Source organism: Paraburkholderia sp. GAS333 (genome assembly GCF_050435665.1).
Lineage (GTDB): Bacteria > Pseudomonadota > Gammaproteobacteria > Burkholderiales > Burkholderiaceae > Paraburkholderia > Paraburkholderia fungorum_A.
In genome coordinates this window covers 169,083-192,091 of the sequence record NZ_JBNDKS010000007.1, presented here as the reverse complement: position 1 = coordinate 192,091, position 23,009 = coordinate 169,083, and the positions used below count along the sequence as shown (strand labels likewise).

The 23,009-nt window shown below is 61.6% G+C and carries 21 protein-coding genes and 1 pseudogene; 14 read left to right on the top strand and 8 right to left on the bottom strand.

From position 1 onward, the window contains the following. The first annotated feature begins 183 nt into the window (after positions 1-183). Positions 184-600 carry a hypothetical protein gene (locus ABH945_RS30475; protein WP_429253113.1) on the top strand — a complete coding sequence of 139 codons (417 nt, stop codon included), beginning with the start codon at positions 184-186 and terminating at the stop codon, positions 598-600. A gap of 798 nt (positions 601-1,398) precedes the next feature. Here the strand turns inward: ABH945_RS30475 and ABH945_RS30470 are convergent. From ABH945_RS30470 to ABH945_RS30450, 5 genes and pseudogenes are all read right to left on the bottom strand, one after another. After that, positions 1,399-1,584 (bottom strand): annotated as a pseudogene (locus ABH945_RS30470) (MFS transporter); the annotation flags it as partial. A 368-nt stretch (positions 1,585-1,952) separates the two neighbouring features. Next, positions 1,953-3,527 carry a methyl-accepting chemotaxis protein gene (locus ABH945_RS30465; protein WP_429253112.1) on the bottom strand — a complete coding sequence of 525 codons (1,575 nt, stop codon included), beginning with the start codon at positions 3,525-3,527 and terminating at the stop codon, positions 1,953-1,955. Between the two features lie 479 nt (positions 3,528-4,006). Then, positions 4,007-4,417 carry a BON domain-containing protein gene (locus tag ABH945_RS30460; protein ID WP_429253111.1) on the bottom strand — a complete coding sequence of 137 codons (411 nt, stop codon included), beginning with the start codon at positions 4,415-4,417 and terminating at the stop codon, positions 4,007-4,009. Positions 4,418-4,598: 181 nt separating this feature from the next. Beyond that, positions 4,599-5,243, bottom strand: a complete 645-nt coding sequence (locus ABH945_RS30455) for a helix-turn-helix transcriptional regulator (RefSeq protein WP_074772205.1) — start codon at positions 5,241-5,243, stop codon at positions 4,599-4,601. 148 nt (positions 5,244-5,391) lie between these two features. Then, on the bottom strand, positions 5,392-6,366 hold the full coding sequence (locus ABH945_RS30450; protein ID WP_429253110.1) for an ornithine cyclodeaminase family protein: 975 nt from the start codon (positions 6,364-6,366) through the stop codon (positions 5,392-5,394). Positions 6,367-6,632: 266 nt separating this feature from the next. Here ABH945_RS30450 and ABH945_RS30445 point away from each other — a divergent pair, with 266 nt between their 5' ends. The 3 genes from ABH945_RS30445 (at position 6,633) to ABH945_RS30435 (ending at position 9,230) form a co-directional block, all read left to right on the top strand. Beyond that, entirely contained in the window at positions 6,633-7,421 is a 789-nt protein-coding gene (locus ABH945_RS30445; protein WP_429253109.1) for an ABC transporter substrate-binding protein, read from the top strand. A 73-nt stretch (positions 7,422-7,494) separates the two neighbouring features. Next, positions 7,495-8,736, top strand: a complete 1,242-nt coding sequence (locus tag ABH945_RS30440) for an NAD(P)/FAD-dependent oxidoreductase (RefSeq protein ID WP_429253108.1) — start codon at positions 7,495-7,497, stop codon at positions 8,734-8,736. 131 nt (positions 8,737-8,867) lie between these two features. Continuing rightward, complete coding sequence (locus ABH945_RS30435) at positions 8,868-9,230, top strand: translation initiation factor Sui1 (protein WP_429253107.1); 363 nt, start codon at positions 8,868-8,870, stop codon at positions 9,228-9,230. Between the two features lie 120 nt (positions 9,231-9,350). Here ABH945_RS30435 and ABH945_RS30430 read toward each other — a convergent pair whose 3' ends face one another. Next, the gene (locus ABH945_RS30430; RefSeq protein WP_143026448.1) at positions 9,351-10,151 is read right to left on the bottom strand and encodes an IclR family transcriptional regulator; all 801 of its coding nucleotides are present in this window, start codon (positions 10,149-10,151) and stop codon (positions 9,351-9,353) included. A gap of 333 nt (positions 10,152-10,484) precedes the next feature. On the opposite strand from ABH945_RS30430, the gene ABH945_RS30425 reads away from it, so the two are divergent. The 8 genes from ABH945_RS30425 to ABH945_RS30390 all read left to right on the top strand — a co-directional run bounded on the left by ABH945_RS30425 (position 10,485) and on the right by ABH945_RS30390 (position 19,327). Next, positions 10,485-11,549 (top strand): ABC transporter substrate-binding protein, encoded by a 1,065-nt coding sequence (locus tag ABH945_RS30425; RefSeq protein ID WP_429253106.1) that lies wholly within the window; start codon positions 10,485-10,487, stop codon positions 11,547-11,549. Positions 11,550-11,553: 4 nt separating this feature from the next. After that, entirely contained in the window at positions 11,554-12,531 is a 978-nt protein-coding gene (locus tag ABH945_RS30420) for an ABC transporter permease (protein ID WP_083380211.1), read from the top strand. 25 nt (positions 12,532-12,556) lie between these two features. Further along, a complete protein-coding gene (locus tag ABH945_RS30415; RefSeq protein ID WP_429253105.1) occupies positions 12,557-13,675 on the top strand; it encodes a Gfo/Idh/MocA family protein in 1,119 nt (372 codons plus the stop codon). A 52-nt stretch (positions 13,676-13,727) separates the two neighbouring features. Then, positions 13,728-14,549 (top strand): sugar phosphate isomerase/epimerase family protein, encoded by an 822-nt coding sequence (locus ABH945_RS30410; protein WP_429253104.1) that lies wholly within the window; start codon positions 13,728-13,730, stop codon positions 14,547-14,549. Positions 14,550-14,593: 44 nt separating this feature from the next. Then, on the top strand, positions 14,594-15,364 hold the full coding sequence (locus ABH945_RS30405; protein WP_074772489.1) for an ATP-binding cassette domain-containing protein: 771 nt from the start codon (positions 14,594-14,596) through the stop codon (positions 15,362-15,364). Then, complete coding sequence (locus tag ABH945_RS30400) at positions 15,361-17,298, top strand: thiamine pyrophosphate-dependent enzyme (protein ID WP_429253103.1); 1,938 nt, start codon at positions 15,361-15,363, stop codon at positions 17,296-17,298. Before ABH945_RS30405 ends, ABH945_RS30400 begins: the two co-directional genes overlap by 4 nt. Positions 17,299-17,459: 161 nt before the next feature. Beyond that, complete coding sequence (locus tag ABH945_RS30395) at positions 17,460-17,594, top strand: aldehyde dehydrogenase family protein (protein ID WP_429253102.1); 135 nt, start codon at positions 17,460-17,462, stop codon at positions 17,592-17,594. An 8-nt stretch (positions 17,595-17,602) separates the two neighbouring features. Continuing rightward, complete coding sequence (locus ABH945_RS30390; RefSeq protein WP_429253101.1) at positions 17,603-19,327, top strand: dihydroxy-acid dehydratase; 1,725 nt, start codon at positions 17,603-17,605, stop codon at positions 19,325-19,327. Positions 19,328-19,412: 85 nt separating this feature from the next. Here ABH945_RS30390 and ABH945_RS30385 read toward each other — a convergent pair whose 3' ends face one another. Continuing rightward, positions 19,413-20,264 (bottom strand): alpha/beta fold hydrolase, encoded by an 852-nt coding sequence (locus ABH945_RS30385; RefSeq protein WP_074772495.1) that lies wholly within the window; start codon positions 20,262-20,264, stop codon positions 19,413-19,415. Positions 20,265-20,362: 98 nt separating this feature from the next. On the opposite strand from ABH945_RS30385, the gene ABH945_RS30380 reads away from it, so the two are divergent. After that, entirely contained in the window at positions 20,363-21,214 is an 852-nt protein-coding gene (locus ABH945_RS30380) for a LysR family transcriptional regulator (protein WP_171910383.1), read from the top strand. A 167-nt stretch (positions 21,215-21,381) separates the two neighbouring features. Here the strand turns inward: ABH945_RS30380 and ABH945_RS30375 are convergent, their stop codons facing one another. Further along, entirely contained in the window at positions 21,382-22,119 is a 738-nt protein-coding gene (locus tag ABH945_RS30375; RefSeq protein WP_429253100.1) for an ABC transporter substrate-binding protein, read from the bottom strand. A gap of 375 nt (positions 22,120-22,494) precedes the next feature. Between ABH945_RS30375 and ABH945_RS30370 the strand changes: the two genes are divergently transcribed. Further along, positions 22,495-22,869, top strand: coding sequence for a DUF4148 domain-containing protein (locus ABH945_RS30370; protein ID WP_429253177.1), 375 nt, complete (start codon positions 22,495-22,497; stop codon positions 22,867-22,869). Positions 22,870-23,009: the final 140 nt, after the last annotated feature.

Genomic DNA, 23,009 nt, shown 5'->3' with positions numbered 1-23,009 from the left:
GTATATCGCTCGGTACGGGCCGTTTGATCGGTTATGCCATGGACAACAGAACCGGACGGCAAGCGGAGCGTGTAATACGTTTCGCGCAAGGAACGGCCCGTTGCATCGCGAAGGGTGAACTGCTCGTCATACTGGCTAGCTTTCGCGCCAGCGGTCGCGGGAACGGCGACGGGTTGCGCGTCGTTGTGCGACCAGCGCAGCGGCGCGATTGTCAATAAGGCAGCCGTAACCTGCGCCATCCACGATGATCTCTTCGCTTCCATCGGGATATGTCACAACGTCGCCAACGCGAGCAACGCCCAAGCCACAGAGTTTGAATTCCGATGTAGTGCTGACCCGGCCACCGCGCTCTGTGAGCGCAGCAAGCGTAGCGAAAAGGTGGAGAGTTCCTTTATCTTTCTGTTCAGACATTTGCAGGAGTTCTCAACAGTAAAGGCGCTAGCGGCGCTGGTTAAAAAAGGCGACGATGCCAACGAGGGAATAAGCATTGCTGGAGGCCGCTATATCTTCGTCAATTCGCTCCAATCCGCAGCTCATCTAAATCCGAAAAATGCCTCTATTCATGCGCGCAAGATTGATTTTTCAAGAATTGACGTTTGACGGATTCTGGCGAATTGCAGATGGTCGAAATTGCGCTCCACGCAAGACGGTTCGCACTGACCTACAGATGACCGCATCAGTTCGGCGGCTGAGAGTGGCCTTCGGCGCGTCGGGCGACTTGCACCGCTCATGACAGGAACGCCGGATGAGATGCGAGGAACGGCGAACGCTTTAACGCGGCCTGTGTTTCATTGCAATCAAGATTGGCGATTGCCAGTTCGTGCGCAAGCCGCGTAAGGCTCGCACAAGCTTGGGCAACTCGTTCTCGCAATGCTGCGTCGGCAAGGTCAGGCCGGTTTGCACCGCCAGGATACGCCACGGCTTCCAGAATTTCACCGACGTCCTTCAGATTCCGCTCGTAATAAAATGCGATCAGTTCTTGCAGAACAACGATCCGGCCTTGCGGGGAAAGCTTGGGGTTTCTGTTGGCATAATCCGTCGCGCCTCAGAAACGACGAGGGGCGCGTTTGCACGCATGCCTTACGAGCACAAGGAAAACGGCCCAGACAATGGCCGCTACCGCGTTCTACATGAACCCGGTTGAGTAGTGGAAATTCATACCCCGTCTGTCTCCGGCAATTGAGCTTTAGAACGGCCCGCGATCACGGATAGAGGAAGGGTGAGCGGGCGCATGACAGGGCTGCAAATCCGGCGCTGAACCAAACCGGCGAACCCGAAGGTTTCCCTCTCACGGTCCGCCCATTGACAGAATCAATAGACGTGCAGAGATAGCCGCACACCCTTGCGGATGTTCGGGGTTCAGCGTGACCAGGTTTGCAGGCCCGGAGCCGGTGTTTCCAGCGGATCGGCATTCGGCGGAAAAAACAGTTGACCGAAGACGAGCGCGGCCGCCGTACCGTAGACAAAAAAGTCGTACCACTCCATCGCATTGCCGGCAACGGACGCGATGACGATTCGACGAAGGGCACGCTCGGGAGTCGCGGTAGCGCTCTCCGTCGGACTGGAGGATTGAACGGAGGCCATGTCTGCTCGCATCAGGGAGGTGGAGACGTGCAGCCTTTTAAGGCTTTGCATGGGAGGCAGTGTCGAGGCGACAGATATCCGCGTCAAATCGGCCGAAAAGAAGCAGTGTTATCAGTTCGGCGGATGTGCGCCGGACGCGTGCGTGGACGTTCCGGCGCCTGTCGGTCTTTACGGATGCACCCGATTGCCAAACCGGGGGCGTCCCTATCCACCATCAGACAGCACACGCTTGCATCGCGACGACAGGTCCAGCGCGCCTGGACCGTTCGCAGACAACAGGGAGAACGCGTCCCGCTTTCCGGCAACCTCGGTCTTCCGCGACGCCATCAGTTCGCACGCTCGACCATCAAAGCGAGCCGGCCTGCCGCTCAAGCCGCCGTCGAATCGACCCTGAAGAACGCGATGGACTGATTCAACTGTTGCCCCTGATCTTCGAGCGACTTCGCCGCAGCCGCTGCTTCCTCGACGAGCGCGGCATTCTGCTGGGTCGCCTGGTCCATCTGCGTGATGGCGAGGTTGACCTGCTCGATGCCGCGGCTCTGTTCCGTCGATGCCGCCGCGATTTCGCCCATGATGTCCGTCACGCGCGCCACCGCCCGCGTCACCTCCGACATGGTTTTTCCGGCTTGATCCGCGAGCGATGAACCGTCCTGGATTTTCTGAACGGATGCGCCGATCAGATCCTTGATTTCCTTGGCCGCGCTGGACGAGCGCTGCGCGAGATTGCGCACCTCGCTCGCGACCACCGCGAAGCCGCGCCCCTGTTCGCCGGCGCGCGCGGCTTCCACGGCGGCGTTCAGCGCGAGGATGTTGGTCTGAAAAGCGATGCCTTCGATAATGCCGGTGATGTCCGCGATCTTCGTGGAACTGGCGCTGATCTCGCCCATGGTGTTGACCACCTGTCCCACGACCGCATTGCCCTTGTCCGCCACTTCGGACGCACTGTTCGACAGCGAACTGGCCTGCTGGGCATTCTCGGCGTTCTGTCTGACCGTCGACGTCAGCTCCTCCATGCTCGACGCCGTTTCCTGCAACGACGCCGCCTGCTGTTCCGTGCGCGACGACAGATCGACGTTGCCCGACGCGATCTGGCTGGAGCCTGTGGCAATGCTGTCCGCGGCGACGCGAACCTGGCCGATCAGGCGAACCAGGCTCGCCTGCATTTCGCCCATCGAAGCGAGCACGCTCCCCGCCGGGGCATCGGCGGCACCCGGCACGGGTGTGAGATCGCCGGACGCAACGCGCTGCGACACTTCGCCGAGTGCGCCGGGCTCGGCGCCGAGCGCGCGCAACAGGCTGCGCGTAATCAGCGATCCGGCCACAACGGCGATGGCGAGAGACGCCAGGCAAACGGCGATCAGAATGTCGCGCTGGGTGGCGTAATGTTCGGCCGACTGTTGAACCAGTTCGTCGGCGCGAGTATGCGCATAGTCGCCATACCCATTGGTCGCCTTGATCAGCGCCGCGAGCAAGGGCCGGCATTGTTCGTCGATCGTTCGCACAGCGTCGTCGCGCTTGTTGGCGACTGCGAAGGCGACGATGGCCTGCGCAACCGGCGTGTAAGCGGCCTCGATCCGGTTGATGTCGCTCACGAGACTGCGCGCCTGATCGGACGAATCGGTGCTGCTGGCGATCATCTCGTTGAGCGTCGCGAGACGTGTCTGGACGTCGTGTTGCGCCTGGGCTTCCGCAACTCTTTCCAGTTCGAAATCGGCGGGCGTGGTGACGAGCGCCATGTCGCGAGCGGCAATCGCGCGCCGGTCGACGGCGGTTCGAACCGCCTGCGCCGCGAGGGTGCGGGCGTTTGCGCCCGCGACAAAACCGGCGAAGCGCTCGTGCGAATCGCCGAGCGCTTTCAATGAAAGACCCGAGACAAGCAATACCATTGCGGCAAGCACTGCAAAAGCGGCCGTGAGTCTGGCCTTGACTGACAACTTCTTCATGTTGTGGTCCCGTTGAAGATACGTCGGATAGAGCCCGATCTATCGCCGGTTTCCAAAGACATGCTCAGACAAGAAATTCAGCCCTCAAGAACCGTCTATGTATGGCGCATAACGGCATCGCGAAGGATTTCATTAGGCCGCAATGTGTTTCAGCAGGCGCGCAAAGGTTTGCGAGGCACTTTTATTTTTTGATCGGGGGCGGTGGGTCGCCGGGCGTGCGGTTTTGGTCCGTTCAGGATTGGGCGAAGGGCGGGGGAGCGTATCGATCGTGCACGAGAATTCCAGAGCCCGAACTATCAGGACTCGGAATCTCGCAGACCGTGGCGGGCATATCGAGGTATCGAGGTATCGCGCTTCGCATTCCCGAGAGAACCGCGCAGCGGCGACGCACATGCCTCTGCAATCAGGCGACCCGCGCCGCACGCGTTCTTTCCACATGCGGATGACGCGAATTTCGTCAGCGGCAGCTTTCAGCGCGCTTATCCTTGCGATGGCGCGAGAGGTTGCTCGATCGCCGCGACGTGATGTTTTTTCGCCGTCAACCGGTTCGACACGCCCCTCACGCCGCGTACCGATCGCGCCGCGTTGCCGGCGCGCGAAATCTGCCAGCTCTCCGGCACCCAGCCCGTGAGCGTGACGACACCACGATGCGCGCGGATGTGGATCGCCGAATCGACCATATCCGGTACGCGCCGGATGGCGCGGCGAACGTCGAGAATAATTGCATCGTCGGAACGGCTTCCCGGCGGCGACGTCGATACCTGCACCATCGGCGACGCCGTGATGGTTGAGGCGCCGCCTGCTGTCTGCGCATTCGCACCAGCCGCGAAACTCGCGATGACAGCAATCAACGTCGCGCTGAACTTCCTGCCCGCATCATTTCTGGTCATGCTGTCCCCTTCGGGTTCGGACTTAAGGATCGTGTGACGCCTGCGTGAGCCTGTGCTGCGCAAGAAGTCGGGCCGCCTGCGGCTCGCGATACATAAAAGCGTAGTGCACGCCGTTCGAAGATGGCGTGTTTTTGTATCTTACGCAAATTTCTTGACGCAACTTCTGCGGCCGACGTTACCGCTATGCGGCGGTGCCGCGCAAATCCCGGATGTGCTGATAGACCGTCGCGCGTCCCATTCCCAGCACGTTCGCCACATAGTTCGCCGCGCTTTTTCCCTTGAAGGCTCCCTCGGCCCACAGCGCTTCGACCAGTTCGCGGCGATGGTCGCGAGTCAGCGAGTTCAGCGCCAGTTGACGCTCCTGGAGCCACGTGTGAAGGAACGTGTTGATCCGTTCCTGCCAGTCGTCCTTGAACAGTTCTTCGGGTTGTTTGACGACACCGGCGCCGGAAATCACCCGGTCGATGACGTGCTTCATGTCCTCGAATACCGCAATGTTGTAGTTCACGCACATCACGCCGACGGCCGCGCCCGCGTCGTCGAACAGCACGGTGCTCACGCAGCGCATCCGTCTTCCGTCCCAGTTGATTTTTTCGTACGGGCCGATGGTGCCCGATTCGGCGGTGTGGTCGATCTCTTCCAGCGCGGATTCGTCGCCCAATTCGCGCTTGGACAGATTGTTGGCGATATAGGCAACGGTCTGGCTTTGCAGGTCGTGAATGACGATTTCGACGTACGGGAAAAACAGCAGCGCGATACCGTCGGCGACACGGCTGTATCGTTCCAGAAGTAGTCGGCGCGCGGCTGTTGTCTTGGGCTTTCGCATAGGAATAAGTGGGGTTTTAGTGTCCGGAGAGTCCGCAGCGTGTTGCTTCACGGTGCTGCGCGTCCGTTTGTCATGCGCCATTCTGCCATGACAGAAACGCGCTCAAGCACGCCGGGGCGGCCCTGTGGACGCGCCGGTCGGCACCGCTCTACGCGTCGTTCTGCTGCGCGTTTAGGTGCCTGAAAAGCTCCAGTGCAATGGCGACGTCTTCGAGTCCAAGTCCGACCGAACGAAAAAACGCGTGCTTGCTGTACGACGGTTTTTCGGCCGTGCCGAGCACGAGTTCAGGCAGATCGCCCCGCACATGGTCGGGCGACCAGCCATGCCGTTGCGCGGCCAGCGTCATCTCGCCCGCGCTGAGCGGCGTCGTCTGCCGATAATCGCAATAGACATCCATGGCGGGTAGCCAAGCGGGCGGAATTTCGTGGGCGTTCGCGACGTTGGTGCTGATCGACGTGATGAGCGCGGGTTTGCTCAACATGCCGTCCTGCAAGACGGGTGTGCCCGACGACGTGCACAAGGCCACCACGTCGGCATCGTCTACGCATTCTTCGATTCGCGAGCAGAGGGTGACGCGTCCGTCGAGCGCGGCGATTTCGGCGCAGGCCGCTGCGTCGCTCTGAAGCGCAGGCGAAAACACCCGAATCGAGCGCCACGGCCGTACCGAGGCCAGATGCCGCAAATGAGCCCGGCCGACCGCGCCCGAGCCGACGATCGCGAGCGTGGCGGCGTCGGACGTAGCGAGTTCGTCCACGGCTAGCGCGGTTGCGCCCGCAGTGCGTTCGGTCGTGAGCAGTCCCGAATCGCAGAACATCAAAGGCTGTCCGGTTTCCATCGACATCAGCGCGCTCCACGCGGTAATGATCGGCCTGGACCCGGTGACGAGGTACGGCGACAACTTGGCGCCGAATACCTTTGCGGGCGTCATCGCGCCGAGATACGTGATGAAGTCGCCCGCGCCGCCCGGGAACAGCGTCAGCGTTTGCGGCGGTTGCACGGCGGCGTCGCTGCCGAGCGAGCGAAACATCTGCCTGAGCGCACCGCGCACGTCGAGATGCGGCAGCGCATCGCGCACGGTTTCCTGATCGACGACGAGGGGGCGCGCTTTTTCCGGGGTGCTCATTGAACTGCTCTCCATTACGTTGCCGGCATCCGGCGTCTGATGTGAAAACAATTCTAAAGTCAAAAAGTCCAGACTGGACTTTTATTTTGAAAATTTGTTTTCTTTTATCAGAGTCCAGAATAGACTGTTGTTCCAGAGCGGGCGCCAATGCGACGCGGTGTCGTTGTGTTTCCTCGCTCTCTCGCAGCCGCATTGCCAGCGGCTGTCTGTGCCTCGAATGCCCGCGTTGTCGCATTCCCGCTGACCAACCACACAGGGGACCTCCCATGCTTCAGAAGCTTCCACTTTCACTGCTCGTCGCTGTCGCGTTGTCCGGTTCGGTCGGGACCGTCAGTGCGGAGACTCAGAACACCTTGCGTTTCGGCGTCGAGGCCGCGTATCCGCCGTTCGAAAGCAAGTCGCCGACGGGGCAATTGCAGGGTTTCGACATCGATGTCGGCAATGCGGTCTGCGCGAAGATGGGCGTGAAATGCGAGTGGGTGGAGAATGCGTTCGACGGACTGATCCCCGCGTTGCAGGCTCGTAAATTCGACGCGATCAATTCGGCGATGAACATCACCGAAAAGCGCAAGCAGACCATCGACTTCACGCCGCCCATCTACGTCGTGCCGATCGTGATGGTGGCGAAGCGCGGCTCCGGTCTGCTGCCCGATGTCAAGAACCTGCAGGGCAAACGCGTAGGCGTGCTGCAAGGATCGTCGCAGGAAGATTTCCTGAAACGCCATTGGGCGAATGCAGGCGTAACGGTCGTCTCTTATGCCGACCAGGATCAGGTCTACGCCGACCTCGTCGCGGGTCGGCTCGACGCCGCGGTTCAGGAAACGCAAACGGTCGAAGACGGGTTCCTCAAAAAGCCGTCCGGGCACGACTACGTGATTACCGGCCAGCCGCTCAGCGACCCAGCCACGCTCGGCGAAGGCACGGGCTTCGGCATGCGCAAGGGCGACAAGGCGCTGGCCGCGAAGATCGACGCGGCGCTTGTTGCGCTGAAGAAAGACGGCACGCTCAGCGCGCTTTCGCAGAAATACTTCGGCCGTGACATCATCGCGAAGTAACGGGTTGCGGAACCGGTGCGTATGCTGCCGTGGGCGCATCGGCGGTAATCGATAAGGAAAGCAGAGCGAATTTATGGACTTCGACGTGATCGTGCTGGGTGCCGGAATTGTCGGCGTGTCGTCCGCGGTGCATTTGCAGGATCGCGGGCGGCGCGTGGCGCTGGTCGACCGGCGCGGTCCGGGCGAAGAGACCAGTTTCGGCAACGCGGGGCTGGTCGAAAGTTCGTCGGTGGTTCCTTATGCATTTCCGCGCGATCTGGGCACGCTGCTGCGCTATGCACGCAACCGGTCGACTGACCTGTACTGGGACTATCGCGCATTGCCTTCGTTTGCGGGTTGGCTCGCGCGATTCTGGTGGGAGTCGTCGCCCGAGCGGTTGCTCAGTGCCGCGCACGACATGTTGCCGCTGATTCGCCGATGCGTGGCCGAGCACGATCTTCTGATCGCCCGCGCAGGCCTTGCGAACCTGACGAAGAACAGCGGCTGGATCGAGGCATTCCGCAGCGAGCCGGAATTCGAGCGGCAGGTGAAAGCCGCGACGCAAACGGCGCGTACCTATGGGCTGCATATGACGCCGCTCGACGCCGCCGCGTTGAGCGCGCGTGAGCCCGGCCTCGCCGATGGATTTCGCGGGGCGCTGCACTGGCTGGACCCGAAAAGCGTCGTCAATCCCGGCGCGTTGACGAAAGGCTATGCACGTCTGTTCGAAGAGGGCGGCGGCGCGTTGCTGAGCGGCGAGGCCACCACATTGAAGGCGGAAGGCGACGCGTGGAGCGTGCAAACGTCATCCGGAAAAATCAGCGCGAAGGACGTTGTCGTGGCGCTGGGGCCGTGGTCGGACCGGATATTCGCGCCGCTCGGATATCGCATTCCGCTTCGTGCCAAGCGCGGTTATCACATGCACTACGCCTCCACGAAACCGCTGCTGTCCATGCCGATTGTGGACACGCAACACGGCTACGTGATCGCGCCGATGGAAGGCCGTCTGCGCCTCACCACCGGCGTCGAAATCGCCCTTCGCGATGCCAGGCCCACGGGCGTTCAACTGGCGCGCGCCGAACGTACGGCAACGCCGACGTTCGGCCTGGGTGCGCGGCTCGACGAGCGCCCGTGGCTCGGTTTGCGCCCTTGCACGCCCGACATGCGGCCGGTGATTGGCCGCGCACCGCGTCACAAGGGACTCTGGTTTTCGTTTGGACACGCCCATCACGGATTGACGCTAGGCCCGGTGAGCGGGCGTCTGCTGGCGGAAATGATGACTGGCGAACAGCCTTTCGCCGACGCCGCTCCGTTCCGGCCCGAGCGGTTCCGCTAGCCATCTTCACGGGCAGTCTCGCGCCATGACGGTCGCTCGCCTGGATCGTAAAGGAGCATCGGAATCCGGCCATGACGCCTGATAAACTCGGCCGGTTTCCAGCATCAATGCCTGCGGGCAACCAGCTAACCATGAAGAGTAGTTCGAAAAGCGGCCTTGTCTATTCCACCGAAAGCGGCCGGATGTGCCCCGAATGCCGACGCCCGATCGCGGAATGTATCTGCAAAACCGCTGCAAAAACACGACCGGCCGGTGATGGTGCGGTGCGCGTGAGTCGCGAGACCAAAGGCCGTGGCGGCAAGAGCGTGACGATTGTCAAAGGCCTCGCGCTCGATCCTGTCGCGCTGGCGTTGCTGGGCAAAGAGTTGCGCACGGCCTGCGGTTCCGGCGGAACGGTCAAGGACGGCGTGATCGAAGTGCAGGGCGACCATTGCGAACGAATCATCGACGCGCTAAAAAAGCATGGCCACAGCGCGAAGCGGGCGGGCGGCTAGGCGCCTGAAAAAAGCCCCGCGCGAGAAGCGCGGCGGGGTAAGTGCGTCGGGAAGCAATCACTCGACGTGAGCGCGTTGGCCGCCGGCAATCCAGCGGCGTTCTGTTCTGCGCGCCGACCTTCAACCATTCACGATCGTCTCGACCTTTCCACGCTCCATGCCCGGGGGGGGCTCCCATCCCAACTGCATCGAAACCGCAATCGCTTCTTCCTGAAGGATCGATTCCCACTCGCGCAGGCGCTCGTCGGTCACACGCGGACTCGGCCCGGACAAACCAATCGCCGCCGCCACCGAATTGTCGTGTTTGAAAATCGGCGTGGCGATGCAGCGCACCCCTACGCTGAACTCTTCGTCATCGAACGAAACGCGGCGCTCGCGCACCTGGGTCAGATCGCGTGTGACCGAACCGATATCGGTGAGCGTGCGTCGCGTGAATGCTTCGAGATTGAGCGACGGCAGCAACGCGTCGATCACCCCTTGCGGTTGAAATGCCAGCAGGCTCTTGCCGAGGGCGGTGCAATGCAACGGCGCAAGCGTGCCGATGGGCGCGTCGATGCTCACGCCGCGTAGCGGCGCGGCCTGGTCGATATAAAGCGCGCGGCCGCCGACCAGCACCGCAATGTGCGCGCACTCGCCCGAGCGGCTCGCGAGCGATTCCAGCGAACTACGCGCCGCATTGCGCAGATTGAGCCGCCTGAGCACCTTCTGCCCGAGGTGAACCAGCGTCAGGCCGAGCAGATAACTCTTGCTGACCGGGTCTTGCGACACATAACCCGCGCTCTCCAGTGTGCGCAGCATGCGCGACACCGAACTTTTGTCCATATCCACTTGACGCGCCAACTCGGTGACGCCGACGGGGCCGTCGGCATCTGCCAGTGCTTCCATGACGCGGATGGCCTTGGTGACAGATCGGATTTCCACTGTTGCCTCTCATTCGAAATGGCCGCCGATGCGACTCGCTGCTCTCCATGATAGCGATCAACTGTGCTTTGTGCCATCAGATGATCTTGAGTTGTGTATAGCGCAACGATATAGGCTAATCGAACGATTGGATGACGATACTACGGAGAGGAAACCCCATCCGGCTGGCCAACAGACAATTATCTGAAGAACCAGGGTTAGCTCTAGCCATCAAAAACACGCAACAGCGTTGACGATAGTGAAACACGATCCTATATTTAATTCGTCCGGCATCACATGGACCCGATTGACGCAGCTAAATGGGGCTTCGAACCCCTCGAACAGGAGACAACCATGTTTAGCGTATCAAGGCGTGGCGCGCTGTTGCGCGTCTTGGGGGCCGTGCTGCTGTCGTGCGCGGCAAGTTATGCGGTGCCGGCCGCCGCGCAGTCGAAGGAGGTCACGATCGGCGTGTCGATTCCCACGCTCGACAATCCGTTCTGGGTTCGCGCGGTCTCGTTCGCGCAGTATGTCGCGACCCAACTGAACGCCAAGCTGGTCGTAGTCGGCGCGGAGAATCGCGAGGAGAAACAGATTAGCGACGTGCAATCGCTGATTTCGCGCGGCGTCCAGGCGCTGGTCGTTACGCCGCAATCGACGGCGAGCGCGCCGGGTCTGATCCGCATCGCCAATCGCGCGAATCTGCCGATCATGATCGTCGACCGCTATCCCGGCTTTGCGGCCGACAATAAAGACGCGCCTTATCTCGGCTTCATCGGGCCGGACGACGTGTATGCGGGCCGCTCCATCGCCAGTCATCTGATTGCGGCCGGCGCGAAGAACCTGGTCGCGCTGGGCGGCCTGCCGGGTTCGTCGGTGGCGGAAGGGCGTCAGAACGGGTTGAACGAAGCCATCAAGGCGCATCCCGGCGTGAAGCTCGTGCAATACCTCGGCGTGGGCGAATCGGAAGACCTCGGCTACAAGGCGATGCAGAACATGCTCGCGGCGCATGGCAAAGGCCAGATCGACGGCGTGTGGTGCTACAACGACGCGCTGTGTCTCGGCGCATTCCGTGCGATCCGGCAAGCAGGCCGTTCCGACGAAATAAAGATTGCGGGCATGGACCTCGTGCCGCAGGCGCTCGACCTGATCTCGCAGAAAACCAACTACATCTTCTCGACTGGCGGCCACTGGCTGCAACTTGGCTTTGCCGTGATGATCGCTTACGACAAAGTGAACGGTCACGATCCGGTCGACCGGAATATTCGCCTGAGCCTGCTCGATGTCGACTCCGCTTCGTTTGCGAAATTCAAACAGCAGTTCATCGATTCGCAGCCGCCGTATAACGTGAAGGATTACTCGCTGACATACAACCCGCAGGCGAAGAGTCAAACCTTCCCGCTGAAGATCAAAGAGTAAATCAATGTCCACGACGAACCACTCGTTACCCGCAGTGCAGCCCTCCAAAAAGCGCTTCGACTACAGCGAGTTCGTCGCGCATTACATCGCGTATCTTGCGCTCGTACTGGTGGTGCTGGTGTTCGGCGTGCTCGCGCCGGATCGTTTCCTGACGCTCGCCAATCTCGGCACCGTGCTGCAGAACGGCGCGGTGCTGTGCCTGGTCGCGATTGGGCTGACGTTCGTGATCATCGGCGGAAGTATCGATCTGAGCGTGGGTTCGGCGATGGCGTTGGCCGGTGTGTGCGCTGCGTATTTCACGCCGCAACTGGGCGTGTGGGCCTTTCCGATCGCGATGCTGGTGGGCGGCGCGATCGGGGCCATCAACGGCGCGTTGTTCGTGTGGGGCCGCATTCCGTCGTTCGTCGTGACGCTCGGCATGTTGTCGATGGCGCGAGGCGTGACTGTCATGCTGACGCAGGGCACGCCCGTGTCGATCTCGCTGACGAGCCCCTACAACTCGCTCGGCAACCCGCCTGTGCCGTTTCTGTTCATGCTGGTGGCGGCGACCTTGACGGCCCTGTTGCTCAAGTTCACCACCTTCGGCCGCTACGTGTTCGCGATCGGCGGCGATGAAGAAAAGACCCGCATTCTGGGCGTGCCGATTCGCGGCGTGAAGTTCGCGATGTTCATTCTCGCCGGCGTGATGGCGGGAACGGGCGGCGGCATTCTCACCGCCCAGATCGGTTCGGGCAGTCCGACCACCGGCATCGGTTTCGAGTTGATGGCGATCTCGGCGGTGGTGATCGGCGGCACACCTTTGACGGGCGGTATGGGCTCGATCGTCGGCACCGTGGTCGGCAGTCTCGTGATGACCGCGCTGGCCAACGGCCTCGTGATTCTCGGCGTATCGACCAATGTGCAGACGGTATTGACGGGCGCGGTGCTGATCGTGTCGGTGCTGGTGTCGATCCGTCGCGGCAAGATTCGCATCATCAAATAGCTGACTTATCCATTCAGGAATGAACATGGCACAAGAGAAGCAACTGGGAATCGGGTTGATCGGCGCGGGCGCGATCATGCGATTGAGCCACATCCCCACGGTGATGAAGTCGGGCATCGCGAAGCTGGTGGGCATCTACGATCCCAGTCGCGAACGCGCCGATGCGCTGGCGGAATCGAGCGGCAGCCGCAGCTTCGAAACGCTCGACGCGTTGCTCGATTCGAGCGAGATCGACGCGGTGATCATCGCGACGCCGAACAATCGTCACGAGGAAGCAGCGGTGGCCGCAGCGAAAGCGGGCAAGCATATTCTCTGCGAGAAGCCGCTCGCCATCGACATTCAATCGGCGACGCGCATCGTGAATGCTGCGAAAGAGGCCGGCGTCGTGCTGCAGGTTGGTTTCAATCAGCGCTTCTGGAGCCAGGTGCAGATTGCGAAGCAATTGATCGACGCAGGTTTTATCGGCGACGTGCATGCATTCCGCTCGGTCTATTCGGAGAAAGCGTCGGCGTATCCCGCTGCGTCGCGTTATCGCTATGACCTCGTGCAGTCGGGCGGCGCGACCATTATCGATCTGACGATTCACCGCATCGACCTCGCGCGTCATCTGGTGGGCGATATCACGGGCGTGTTCGCCGAACTCTCGCATCACGTGCTCCCGGAAAAAGTCGATGACAACGTGTGGCTGTTGACGCGCTTCGCGAACGGCGCGCGCGGCGGCCTGTCGTCGGATCGCTATTCGCCCGCGATTGGCGACGGCACGGATCTGTACGGCACCGAAGGCTCGATTCACATTGCGAGCGAAACGCTCAATCCTTTTCATGCCGCGCCGCTTGCCATTTACACCGAGCGCAAAGCCGCCGAATTGCCCGACGTTCTGCGGGAAGCGCATTACCCGGACGCATGGTGGAACACATTCGAAGGCGGGTGGATCAAGATATTCCCGCCACGTAAAAGCCCTTATTCCGGGCAATTCGCTGCGTTCTGCCAATGCATTCACGAGGGCACGGTGCCGCTCGCGTCGGGTATCGATGGATTGCGCGCGCAGGAAGTCGTGCAGGGCGCGTATATCTCGAAGAACGAAGGGCGCTGGGTCGATCTGCCGTTACCCGTCGACGCGCCGTTCAATCTACCGTCGTATTGACGTACGCATAACGGACACAGCGACGCGAACGTCGCCGAGCGGAGGAGAGCACATGTACGCAGCATTTCATACGGTGGGGCTGCCAAAGCGCACGCTCGCCGAAGTGGTGGGCGCGGTGAAGCGCGCGGGCTACGCGGGCATCGAGCTGAATGCGGAAACCTTGCCGTGGGCCGACGCGCACATCACGCCGGACACGTCGCCTCAGGAACGCGCGGGCGTGCTCAAAGCGATCCGTGCGGCCGATCTGAAAGTGGCGGCGGTGGGTGCGCATATTCCAATGCTGCATCCCGATGCGCAACGCCGCCGCGATGCAATCGACTTCGTGAAGGGATGTAGCCAGCTAGCGGTGGAGATGGAGACGCGCTACATCCACATTCTTTCGGGGCCGCTCGCCACCAGCACGAGCGAGGATACCGGTTGGCGCTGGTTCGCCGACGCGGTGGCGGAAGTGGTCGAGCACGCGTCGTCGCTGGATGTCGACGTGGGTATCGAAGCGATTGCGGGCCATCTGTTTCATCGCGCCGATGATTACGCGCAGCTTGTCGCCGATCTGCCCGGCGTGCCGTTCAAGGTGAATTTCGATCCGAGCCAGATCGCCGTGCAGGGCGCGAATCCGCTGGAAATCGTCAATCGTTTCGGCGACCGCATTGCCCATGTGCATATGAAAGACGGCGCGGGTCATTTCCCCGATTTCTCGTTTCCGCCACTCGGCAAGGGCGGAATCGATTTCGACGCGCTAGTTGCCGCCTTGCGGGAGATTGGCTATGACGGCGCGTTGTCGGTGGAATACGAGGCACAGGTCTACGGATTCGAGTTGAGCGAGCAGCAGATACTCGACGAAAGCCGTGCGTTTCTCGCGCGGCTCGACGTGTGACGATGCCGTGACCACGCTGTGACCGCACCGACAGGACCCATGACATGCGATCAGAACACGCTCAACCCTTCATGCAACTGCGTTCGGTCGGCAAGCGCTTTGGCGGCGTCGAGGCTTTGCGCAACGTCGACCTGGACATTCATTCCGGCGAGGTACTGGGGCTACTCGGCGACAACGGCGCGGGCAAGACGACCCTCGTCAAGGTACTGGCCGGGGTGCATTCGCTGAGTTCCGGCGAGATCTGGTGCAACGGGCAATCGGTCGATATCTCCGCGCCGAAAGTCGCGCACGAACTCGGCATCGAGACCGTGTTTCAGGATCTGGCGATGGTGCCCAATCTCGGTGTCACCGATAACTTTTTCATCGGCCGAGAAATCACCACGACGCTGATTCCGAAGCTCATCAAGGTGCTGCGCAACAAGGCGATGCATGCCGACGCGCGCGAGACGCTGAACCGGCTCGATATTCATATTCCGTCGCTGAAAGTCTCGGTGGATAGTTTGTCCGGCGGTCAGCGCCAGGCGGTTGCGATTGCGCGTGCGATCCGCTGGAAAGCGAACCTGGTGATTCTCGACGAGCCGACCGCCGCGCTTAGCGTGCCCGAGCAGAACAAGGTGCTCGAGTTGACGCGCTCGCTCGCGAATCAGGGCGTCGCGGTGATCTATATCACGCACAACATGAGCGATGTGCTCGCGGTAACGGACCGGATCGCCGTGATGTATCGCGGACAGAAGGCCGGCGAGCTGATCACGGCGCAGACCAGTCAGGGCGAGATCGTCGAGATGATCATGTCGGGTAAGCGGAGTCGCGCATGACGGCCGGGCAAACTTCCATCGCCCAGCCGCAATCGCGCGACGCACCCGAGGTGCCGGAAAGCGCCGCAGCGGTTGAGGTGCGGCATCGCGCGCGCGCGATTGCAAATGCAGGCGGCGTGATGAACGCCATCGTCGCCGGCACGCTGAATGCGTCGCTCGATGTGACCGTTTCCGAAGCGCTCGTGCTCGCGTTGCTGCGTCAGAACGTGAGCAAATATCTCGGCATTCTGGGGCACGGCACGACCGACCTCGGCAACATCCTGCGTATCTATTCCGAAGAGGGCGTCACGCGGTTTTTCCCGTGCCGCAACGAAGTCGCGATGGCGCATGCGGCGACCGCGCTCGCGTGGGTGTTCGGCGAAACACCGGCGGTCGTGACGTCGATCGGGCCGGGCGCATTGCAGGCCTTTGCCGGATCGCTGGCAACGGCGTCGAACGGCGTGGGCGTCTATCACATCTACGGCGATGAAACCACGCACGGCGAAGGCTACAACATGCAGCAGATTCCCGGCCCGCGGCAGAACCAGTTTCTGCGTCTGACTGAAACGATGAGCGGGGCGTACACGCTGCATACGCCGGAAGCGCTACGTGACGCAATGCGGCGCGGCACGGAAACCGTGCATCGTCCCTATTTCGCCGGCCCGTTTTTCCTGATGCTGCCGATCAACGTTCAGCCGAAACGCGTGCAGTTGCGAGTTGACGCGTTACCCGAACGCATGCTGATGCCGGTACTCGCTCCCGCACGCAGCGACGCTTACGACGCCGCGTGCGAGTTGATCGAAAGTCATCAACGGATCGTGATTAAAGCGGGCGGCGGTGCGCGCCGCTATGGCGCCGAACTCGAGCGTCTGGCCGATGTGGCTGGCGCGGTGGTGGTGTTGTCGCCGAATTCGTTGGGCGTGTTGCCCGATGCGCATCCGCGCAACATGCATGTGGGCGGCAGCAAAGGTTCGGTGTCCGGCAATCACGCGATGGAAAACGCTACGTTGCTGATTGCGGTCGGCTCGCGCGCGGTCTGCCAGGCGGACTGTTCGGGCACGGGTTATCCGATGGCTGAAGCGGTCATCAACATCAACGGCGATATTCACGACGCGAATCACTACAACCACACGGTTGCTTTGACAGGCGATATTGGCGCGGTGGTCGACGGTCTGATCGTTGCGTTGCAGCGGCGCGCGAGAAAGCAACTCGTGAGTCGCGACTGGCTCGACGCATGCGTCGCCAAAAAGGCCGAATGGACCGCGTTAAAGCGCGCACGCGTGGGCGGCCCGACGTTGATGGACGCTGCATGGGGCACGCAGGTGCTGACCCAGCCGAGCGCGATTTACACGGCCGCTTCGTTTGCAAAGCGCATCGGCGCAGTCAAGCTGTTCGATGCAGGCGACGTGCAGGCCAACGGTTTCCAACTGGCCGAAGACGATCGCCCCGACGACACGTTCACCGAAAGCGGCGCGTCGTACATGGGCTTTGCCGCAAGCGGCCTGCTCGCGGGCGCGTTCGCGAGCCACAGCCGCTACATGATGGCGTTCACCGGCGACGGCTCGTTCATGATGAATCCGCAGATTCTGATCGATGCGGTCGTGCACGGCGTGAAGGGCATGCTCGTGCTGTTCGACAACCGTCGCATGGGCGCGATTTCGTCGTTGCAGGTCGCGCAGTACGGCCCCGACTTCGGCACTAACGACGACGTGCGCGTCGACTTCGTGGCAATGGCGAATTCGGTGACCGGCGTGAAAGGTTTGTTCGGCGGATGGTCCGCGAAAGAACTGGAGGCGGCGCTCGACGAAGCATACCGGCACGACGGTTTGTCGGTGGTTCACGTGCCGGTCTATTGGGGACGTCTCGACGAAGGCGGCATGGGCGCTTACGGCCGCTGGAATGTTGGTCCGTGGGTGCCGGAGGTCGAGAAGCTGTATGGTGGGCAGACGCTCTAGCAGAGCTGGCGCTTAACGAGTTTCCTTGTGTATGACGACGATGGCTTGCTCGTCGATGGCAAGTGGCGGCGCGCATCGACGGGCGCGCGCACAACGCGTCCTCGAACCCGCTCAGCATCACAACCCGCGTCAGCGTAGCGCTGGAATCGGGTAAGGTAGACATGAATGACATGCTGCTCGCGTCGGCGGAAATTCCGTTTGGCGGCGCGAAGGAGAGCGGCATCGGGCGGGAAGGGGGACAGTTGGGCATTCGCGATTACCTCGAACCGACATACATCCAGTTTCGTCTTCAGTGAGTGTCTCGATGAGCGATCAGAAGAAAGACAAAGACCCGAAAGCAGGTTCGGCCCCCGTGGGTTTTGCACGCGGATTGACGAATTACGGCGACCGCGAATTCAGCGTGTACCTGCGCCGCACGTTCGCCAGTTCGATGGGCTATAGCCGCGAAATGCTCGATCGGCCGATTGTCGGTATCGCGCATTCGGCGAGCGGCTTCAACAATTGCCACCGCCATTTCCCGGAGATGATCGACGCGGTCAAACGCGGCGTGCTGGCCGCGGGCGGCTTGCCGATCGAATTCCCAACCATCTCGCTGGGCGAAACCTTTCTCACGCCGACCAGTTTGAAATTTCGCAACCTGATGTCGATGGATGTCGAGGAAATGACGCGCGCGCAGCCGATGGATTCGGTCGTGCTGCTCGGCGGTTGCGACAAGACGGTGCCCGCGCAGTTGATGGGCGCGGCGTCGGCGAATATTCCCGCGATTCAACTGGTGGCGGGGCCGATGTCGACGAGCCGTCATCGGGGCGAGCGGCTCGGCGCATGTACCGACTGCCGCCGCTTCTGGGCCAAATTTCGTGCGACCGAAATCGATGCGCAGGAGATCGACGTGGTCGAGCGGCGTCTCGCATCGACTGCGGGCACGTGTGCGGTGATGGGCACGGCGAGCACGATGGCGATCATCGCCGAAACGCTCGGCATGATGCCCGCGAATAGCGCCGCCTGCCCCGCGGTCGATGCAGACCGCTTGCGGATCGCCGAGGAAACCGGGCGCGCGGCGTTCGACCTGATCGGCCATCCGATCCGCCCGAGCGAGGTGATCACGGCGAACTCGGTTGAAAATGCGCTGCGCGTGTTGCTGGCGATCGGCGGCTCGACGAACGCGGTGATCCACCTTGCCGCGATTGCCGGGCGGCTCGGTCTGAAGGTGGATCTGCAACGGCTCAACGAATTGAGCGACACCACGCCCGTGCTGGTCAACCTGAAGCCGACCGGCGAGCACTACATGGAAGACCTGTACGCGGCCGGCGGTGTGCCCGCGATTCTGCGCGAGATCAAACACCTGTTGCACCTGGATTGCCGGATGGTGACCGGCGAGACGCTCGGCGACCGTCTGCATGACGTGAGCTGGGTCGACCATGCGGTAGTCCGCGAATTCAACGACCCGGTGCGCGAGAACGGCGGGCTGGTCGCGTTGTTCGGCAACCTCGCGCCGCGCGGGGCGATCATGAAGCGCTCGGCAGCTGACCCGAAACTGTTCGAGAAGGAAGGGCGCGCGGTCGTGTTCGATTCGCTGGAAGACCTCGCAAACCGCATCGACAGCGACGATCTGGATGTGACCGCCGAAGACTTTCTGGTGCTCCGCAACGCCGGGCCGACCAGTGATTCGGCGATGCCCGAGGCGGGTTATCTGCCGATTCCCGGCAAGCTCGCGCGCGCGGGCGTGAAGGACATGGTGCGCATGTCCGACGCACGAATGAGCGGGACCGCGTACGGCACGATCGTGCTGCATATCACGCCCGACTCCGCCTCCGGCGGCCCGCTCGGACTGGTACAGGACGGCGACCGGATCCGGCTCAGCGTCGCGCAGCGCAAGCTGGAGTTGCTGGTCCCGGACGACGAACTCGAACGGCGGCGCGCAGCGCAACCGCCGCGCGCGGCATCGAAGGCCCAACGCGGCTATGCGAAGTTATACGAGCGGGAGATTCTGCAAGCCGACGACGGCTGCGATTTCGGGTTCTTGAGGTAGCGCCGGCTGAGCCTGGCAACTGAACGCGGCGGCTGAGCGCGGGCCGATACCACCGGCCCGCAGACTGACCGCGCAGAGAATGCGCTTAGAAGCTCGCGAACGCGTGCACCAGCCGGTTGAACGCACCGGCATTCGACACATTCATTCCGTGCGATGCACCGGCGATCGTTTCGCGCGACGCCTGGTCGATCCACTCGGCGAGCTTTTCGACGTTGTTGCGGAACATGCGCGGACTTCTTTGCCCTTCGATCAGCAAGGTCCGGCATTTGATGTCGCGTGCCGCATCGCGCGAAAAAGCGGGCAGCGGGTCGCGAAGCTGCTTGGGCAGCGTGCTCGCGTTGTCGATCGCCATCGTACGAAACGCGATCGAACTCTTGCGCCATGAACCGGGCGCGCTCACCGAATCCACGAAAAGCTCCAGCCCTGCGTCGACCTGCTGATCCTCGATCAGTTCGACGACGCGCGCGCGCAACACATTGGTCGCGCTAGGCAGCGACGCGTCCGGCATGCCGTCGATTTGCAGCGGACCGCCCGGGTCCGCAAGCGTCAGCGACTTGATGAGGCGCGGAAATTCGCGCGCGACCTGAAACGCCACGTTACCGCCACGCGAATGGCCGACCAGATGGACGGGCCCGAGATCGATCGCCTCGAGGAACTCGGCCAGTTCGGCAACGTGAGTCTGCCAGCCGAACTCGCTCTGGATCACCGCTTCGCTCGCCGGCCAGTAGTGGCTCAGGCTGACCGAGATGCAGCGGAAATGCTCGGACAGCGCCGCCGTTTGGGCCTCCCAGTAGCGGTAGTCGCACAGCGAGCCGTGCACGAAGACCAGCGGCTCGCCCTGTCCACACTCGACGTACGGCACGCTGATGCCGGATCCGATGGTCGCAAACGACAGATCTGCTACGGCAAGCACTGAGTGGTCGGTACGGGCGTTCATTTTGGGGAGGCTCCTTTTGCCGCCAATATGCCCGATGTCATAAATTTAGAAAATCGCGTAATATTGATCGGAACTATCAATTTTTCTGATACCAATCAATGAAAGCGCTCGACCTGGACGTGATGGCGATGATCGTCGCCGTCGCCGACACCGGCAACATCAGCCGGGCGGCGGAAGTCGTGCATCGGTCGCAGTCCGCCGTCAGCATGCAGATCAAGACGCTGGAGACGGCGCTCGGCAAGCCGCTGTTCGTCCGCAAGCCCCGCAATGTCGTGCCGACGCAGGACGGCGAGGTGCTGCTGACGTACGCCCGCCGCATGCTCGCGCTGCGCGACGAAGCGTGGGCGGCAGTGGTGCGGCCGGACGTGACCGGGCGCGTCAGCATCGGCGTGCCGGACGATTACGCGTCGTCGCTGCTGCCGCCGATCCTCAAGAAGTTTTCCGTCACTTATCCGAAAGTGGAAATTCAGGTGGTCGGCTTGCCGAGCGTCGCGCTTGCGCCAATGGTCAAGGACGGCTCCGTCGATCTCGTCTGCGCGACGCGTGTGAAAGGTTTGTCGGGCGAATTCATCCGCTTCGAGCCGATGGAGTGGGCGGCTGCGCCGAGCGCACACGAAATCTGGCAGGAGCGGCCGCTGCCGATTGCGGTCTTTTTGCCCGGCAGTGTCGCGCGCGAAAACGCGATCCGCAGTCTTGAGCGCGCGAAGATTACCTACCGGACCTCGTATGAAAGCCCGAGCCTGCTGGGGCTGATTTCGATGGCCGAGGCGGGGCTTGCCGTGGTGTCGCTGGCACGTTGCGCAGTGCCGGCGCACTTTGTGGTGCTCGGACAGGCGCAAGGCTTGCCGAAAATCGACGCGCTCGAGATGGTGCTGGCGCGGAGCACGGGGTCGAAGCGGCCGCCCTGCGAGTTTCTTGCCGAGGCGATCTTGTCGGAATTGCGGCGGTAGAGGTTGTAGAGGCGGCGCTCGTCGTTACGCGCGAGGGCGAATCACAGGACTTTCCTGAAATGCCGGGATTGATACCGCAGAATACGATCGACAGGCCGCGTTCAAGAGGATCGGGACGGGCGGGCGCGAACCCACGTCACTTACAGCGTTCTGATTTGCCGGCTGGGTCATTCAAAAGGCGGCGCAACCGATGCACCGTCGATTCCATGTCGCGACAGCGAGCGGGCCACGAATCCCGACGCCTTCATTTCTTCGACAAAGGCGCTCAGCACGTCTGCCGCAGCGTTGCCTCGGCTCTTCGGCGTTCCCATGGCCTGCTGGATCACCATGAACCGCTCATCGAGCAGGCGGAGTCCTGCGGTCTTGCGTGCGTCTGCTTCGAGTTGCTGCTTCACGCCCGCAGCGACCTCCAGATTCTGGTCGAGGAACGTTGCAACGACGGCGGGTGAAGTCGGCGCGCGAACAATCTGTGCTGCCTGCAGTTCTCTCGTCAGGAACAGGTCGTAAGCGCTTTTATTGCCGACAGCGACACGATTGTGAGCCTGATCGACATCGCTATTCGATTGAATAGGCGATTCGTCGCGCACAAGATAGAAGCCTTCGATCAACACGTAGGGCGCTGTGAACGCGATAGTTTCGCCACGCAATGGATCGATTGCGAAGAAGCCGAAATCCGCACGCTCTTCACTCACCGCCTGAACGGATTTGCCCGCTGTATCGAAGATCACCAGTTCCAGTTCGACATCAAGCATCTGAGCGAAGGCTCGCGCAAGATCGACCGAGACGCCAACAGGTTCACCGGATTCGGGATTCGTATTGGCAAGAATCGGATTGCCGAGATTGATCGACGCTCGCAGCCTGCCCGCAGGCGTGAACGCGGCGACAACGGATTGCTCGATGTTCATGATTGCTCTCGTTGCGACAGGGTCTCCGGATTGTAAGCGGGCAGACACGGTCTTTGCCGCGAGAATCGCAGGACCATGGCAGGGCTGATGCTATTGCGGATGGCGACGCGCGCAAACAGAGGCACGGGTTAGCTCAGAACGAATGCAGCACTGGTACTAGCGATCCCCGGCGATTAGCGTACCTGTCAGGATGAGCAGGTCAGCGCAGGTCGGGCCGCGATGGAAATCGAACCATCGTTCGCAATCGGTAGGACGAAATTCGACAACACTCTTATGTTCATCGGCTACTTAATAACGGGCGGGCTGCGGCATAGACTGCATTCACTGAAACGCAAACGGGTGTTTGCGGAAATACAAAACCCTGAGGTGAATATCATGAAACTCGTTCAATCGCTTATCGTTGCTGCCGCACTCGCTATTCCTGCTGTGTCGTCCTTCGCTCAATCGAACCAGCCTGTTACCCGCGCAGAAGTGAAGGCGCAGTTGGTGCAACTCGAGAAGGCCGGCTACAACCCGGCTAGCGACAATACGAAATACCCGGCGAACATTGAGGCCGCGCAAGCTCGAGTGAATGCAGAAAACGTAGCCGATGCTGGTTACGGCGGCGTTGCCGAAGGCACATCGGCATCGGGTATTCATCATCTGCGTGGTGAGTTTGTCAGCGACGTGTCGCGAGTGGGTCACAAGATCAAGCAATCCATTCGTGTGGATTCAAACAACGGTACGAAGCCGGTGTATTTCGGTTCGTAACTAGCCGGATTGCAGAAGACCACGAATTTATATTCGGATCGCTAACTGAATTGTGGTCTTCCGGGAAGGATGAGATTCGAGGCGCGCAACGTGCATGCGCGTCTCGCTAAAGAAAACCTCCTTCAGTGGATAGATTCCGC

Coding starts and splice junctions, on each gene's coding strand:
- ABH945_RS30465 (WP_429253112.1), bottom strand. CDS start 3,527: ATGAAGAAGTTGTCAGTCAAGGCCAGACTCACGGCCGCTTTTGCAGTG.
- ABH945_RS30460 (WP_429253111.1), bottom strand. CDS start 4,417: ATGACCAGAAATGATGCGGGCAGGAAGTTCAGCGCGACGTTGATTGCT.
- ABH945_RS30455 (WP_074772205.1), bottom strand. CDS start 5,243: ATGCGAAAGCCCAAGACAACAGCCGCGCGCCGACTACTTCTGGAACGA.
- ABH945_RS30450 (WP_429253110.1), bottom strand. CDS start 6,366: ATGAGCACCCCGGAAAAAGCGCGCCCCCTCGTCGTCGATCAGGAAACC.
- ABH945_RS30445 (WP_429253109.1), top strand. CDS start 6,633: ATGCTTCAGAAGCTTCCACTTTCACTGCTCGTCGCTGTCGCGTTGTCC.
- ABH945_RS30440 (WP_429253108.1), top strand. CDS start 7,495: ATGGACTTCGACGTGATCGTGCTGGGTGCCGGAATTGTCGGCGTGTCG.
- ABH945_RS30435 (WP_429253107.1), top strand. CDS start 8,868: ATGAAGAGTAGTTCGAAAAGCGGCCTTGTCTATTCCACCGAAAGCGGC.
- ABH945_RS30425 (WP_429253106.1), top strand. CDS start 10,485: ATGTTTAGCGTATCAAGGCGTGGCGCGCTGTTGCGCGTCTTGGGGGCC.
- ABH945_RS30420 (WP_083380211.1), top strand. CDS start 11,554: ATGTCCACGACGAACCACTCGTTACCCGCAGTGCAGCCCTCCAAAAAG.
- ABH945_RS30415 (WP_429253105.1), top strand. CDS start 12,557: ATGGCACAAGAGAAGCAACTGGGAATCGGGTTGATCGGCGCGGGCGCG.
- ABH945_RS30410 (WP_429253104.1), top strand. CDS start 13,728: ATGTACGCAGCATTTCATACGGTGGGGCTGCCAAAGCGCACGCTCGCC.
- ABH945_RS30405 (WP_074772489.1), top strand. CDS start 14,594: ATGCGATCAGAACACGCTCAACCCTTCATGCAACTGCGTTCGGTCGGC.
- ABH945_RS30400 (WP_429253103.1), top strand. CDS start 15,361: ATGACGGCCGGGCAAACTTCCATCGCCCAGCCGCAATCGCGCGACGCA.
- ABH945_RS30395 (WP_429253102.1), top strand. CDS start 17,460: ATGAATGACATGCTGCTCGCGTCGGCGGAAATTCCGTTTGGCGGCGCG.
- ABH945_RS30390 (WP_429253101.1), top strand. CDS start 17,603: ATGAGCGATCAGAAGAAAGACAAAGACCCGAAAGCAGGTTCGGCCCCC.
- ABH945_RS30385 (WP_074772495.1), bottom strand. CDS start 20,264: ATGAACGCCCGTACCGACCACTCAGTGCTTGCCGTAGCAGATCTGTCG.
- ABH945_RS30380 (WP_171910383.1), top strand. CDS start 20,363: ATGAAAGCGCTCGACCTGGACGTGATGGCGATGATCGTCGCCGTCGCC.
- ABH945_RS30375 (WP_429253100.1), bottom strand. CDS start 22,119: ATGAACATCGAGCAATCCGTTGTCGCCGCGTTCACGCCTGCGGGCAGG.
- ABH945_RS30370 (WP_429253177.1), top strand. CDS start 22,495: ATGAAACTCGTTCAATCGCTTATCGTTGCTGCCGCACTCGCTATTCCT.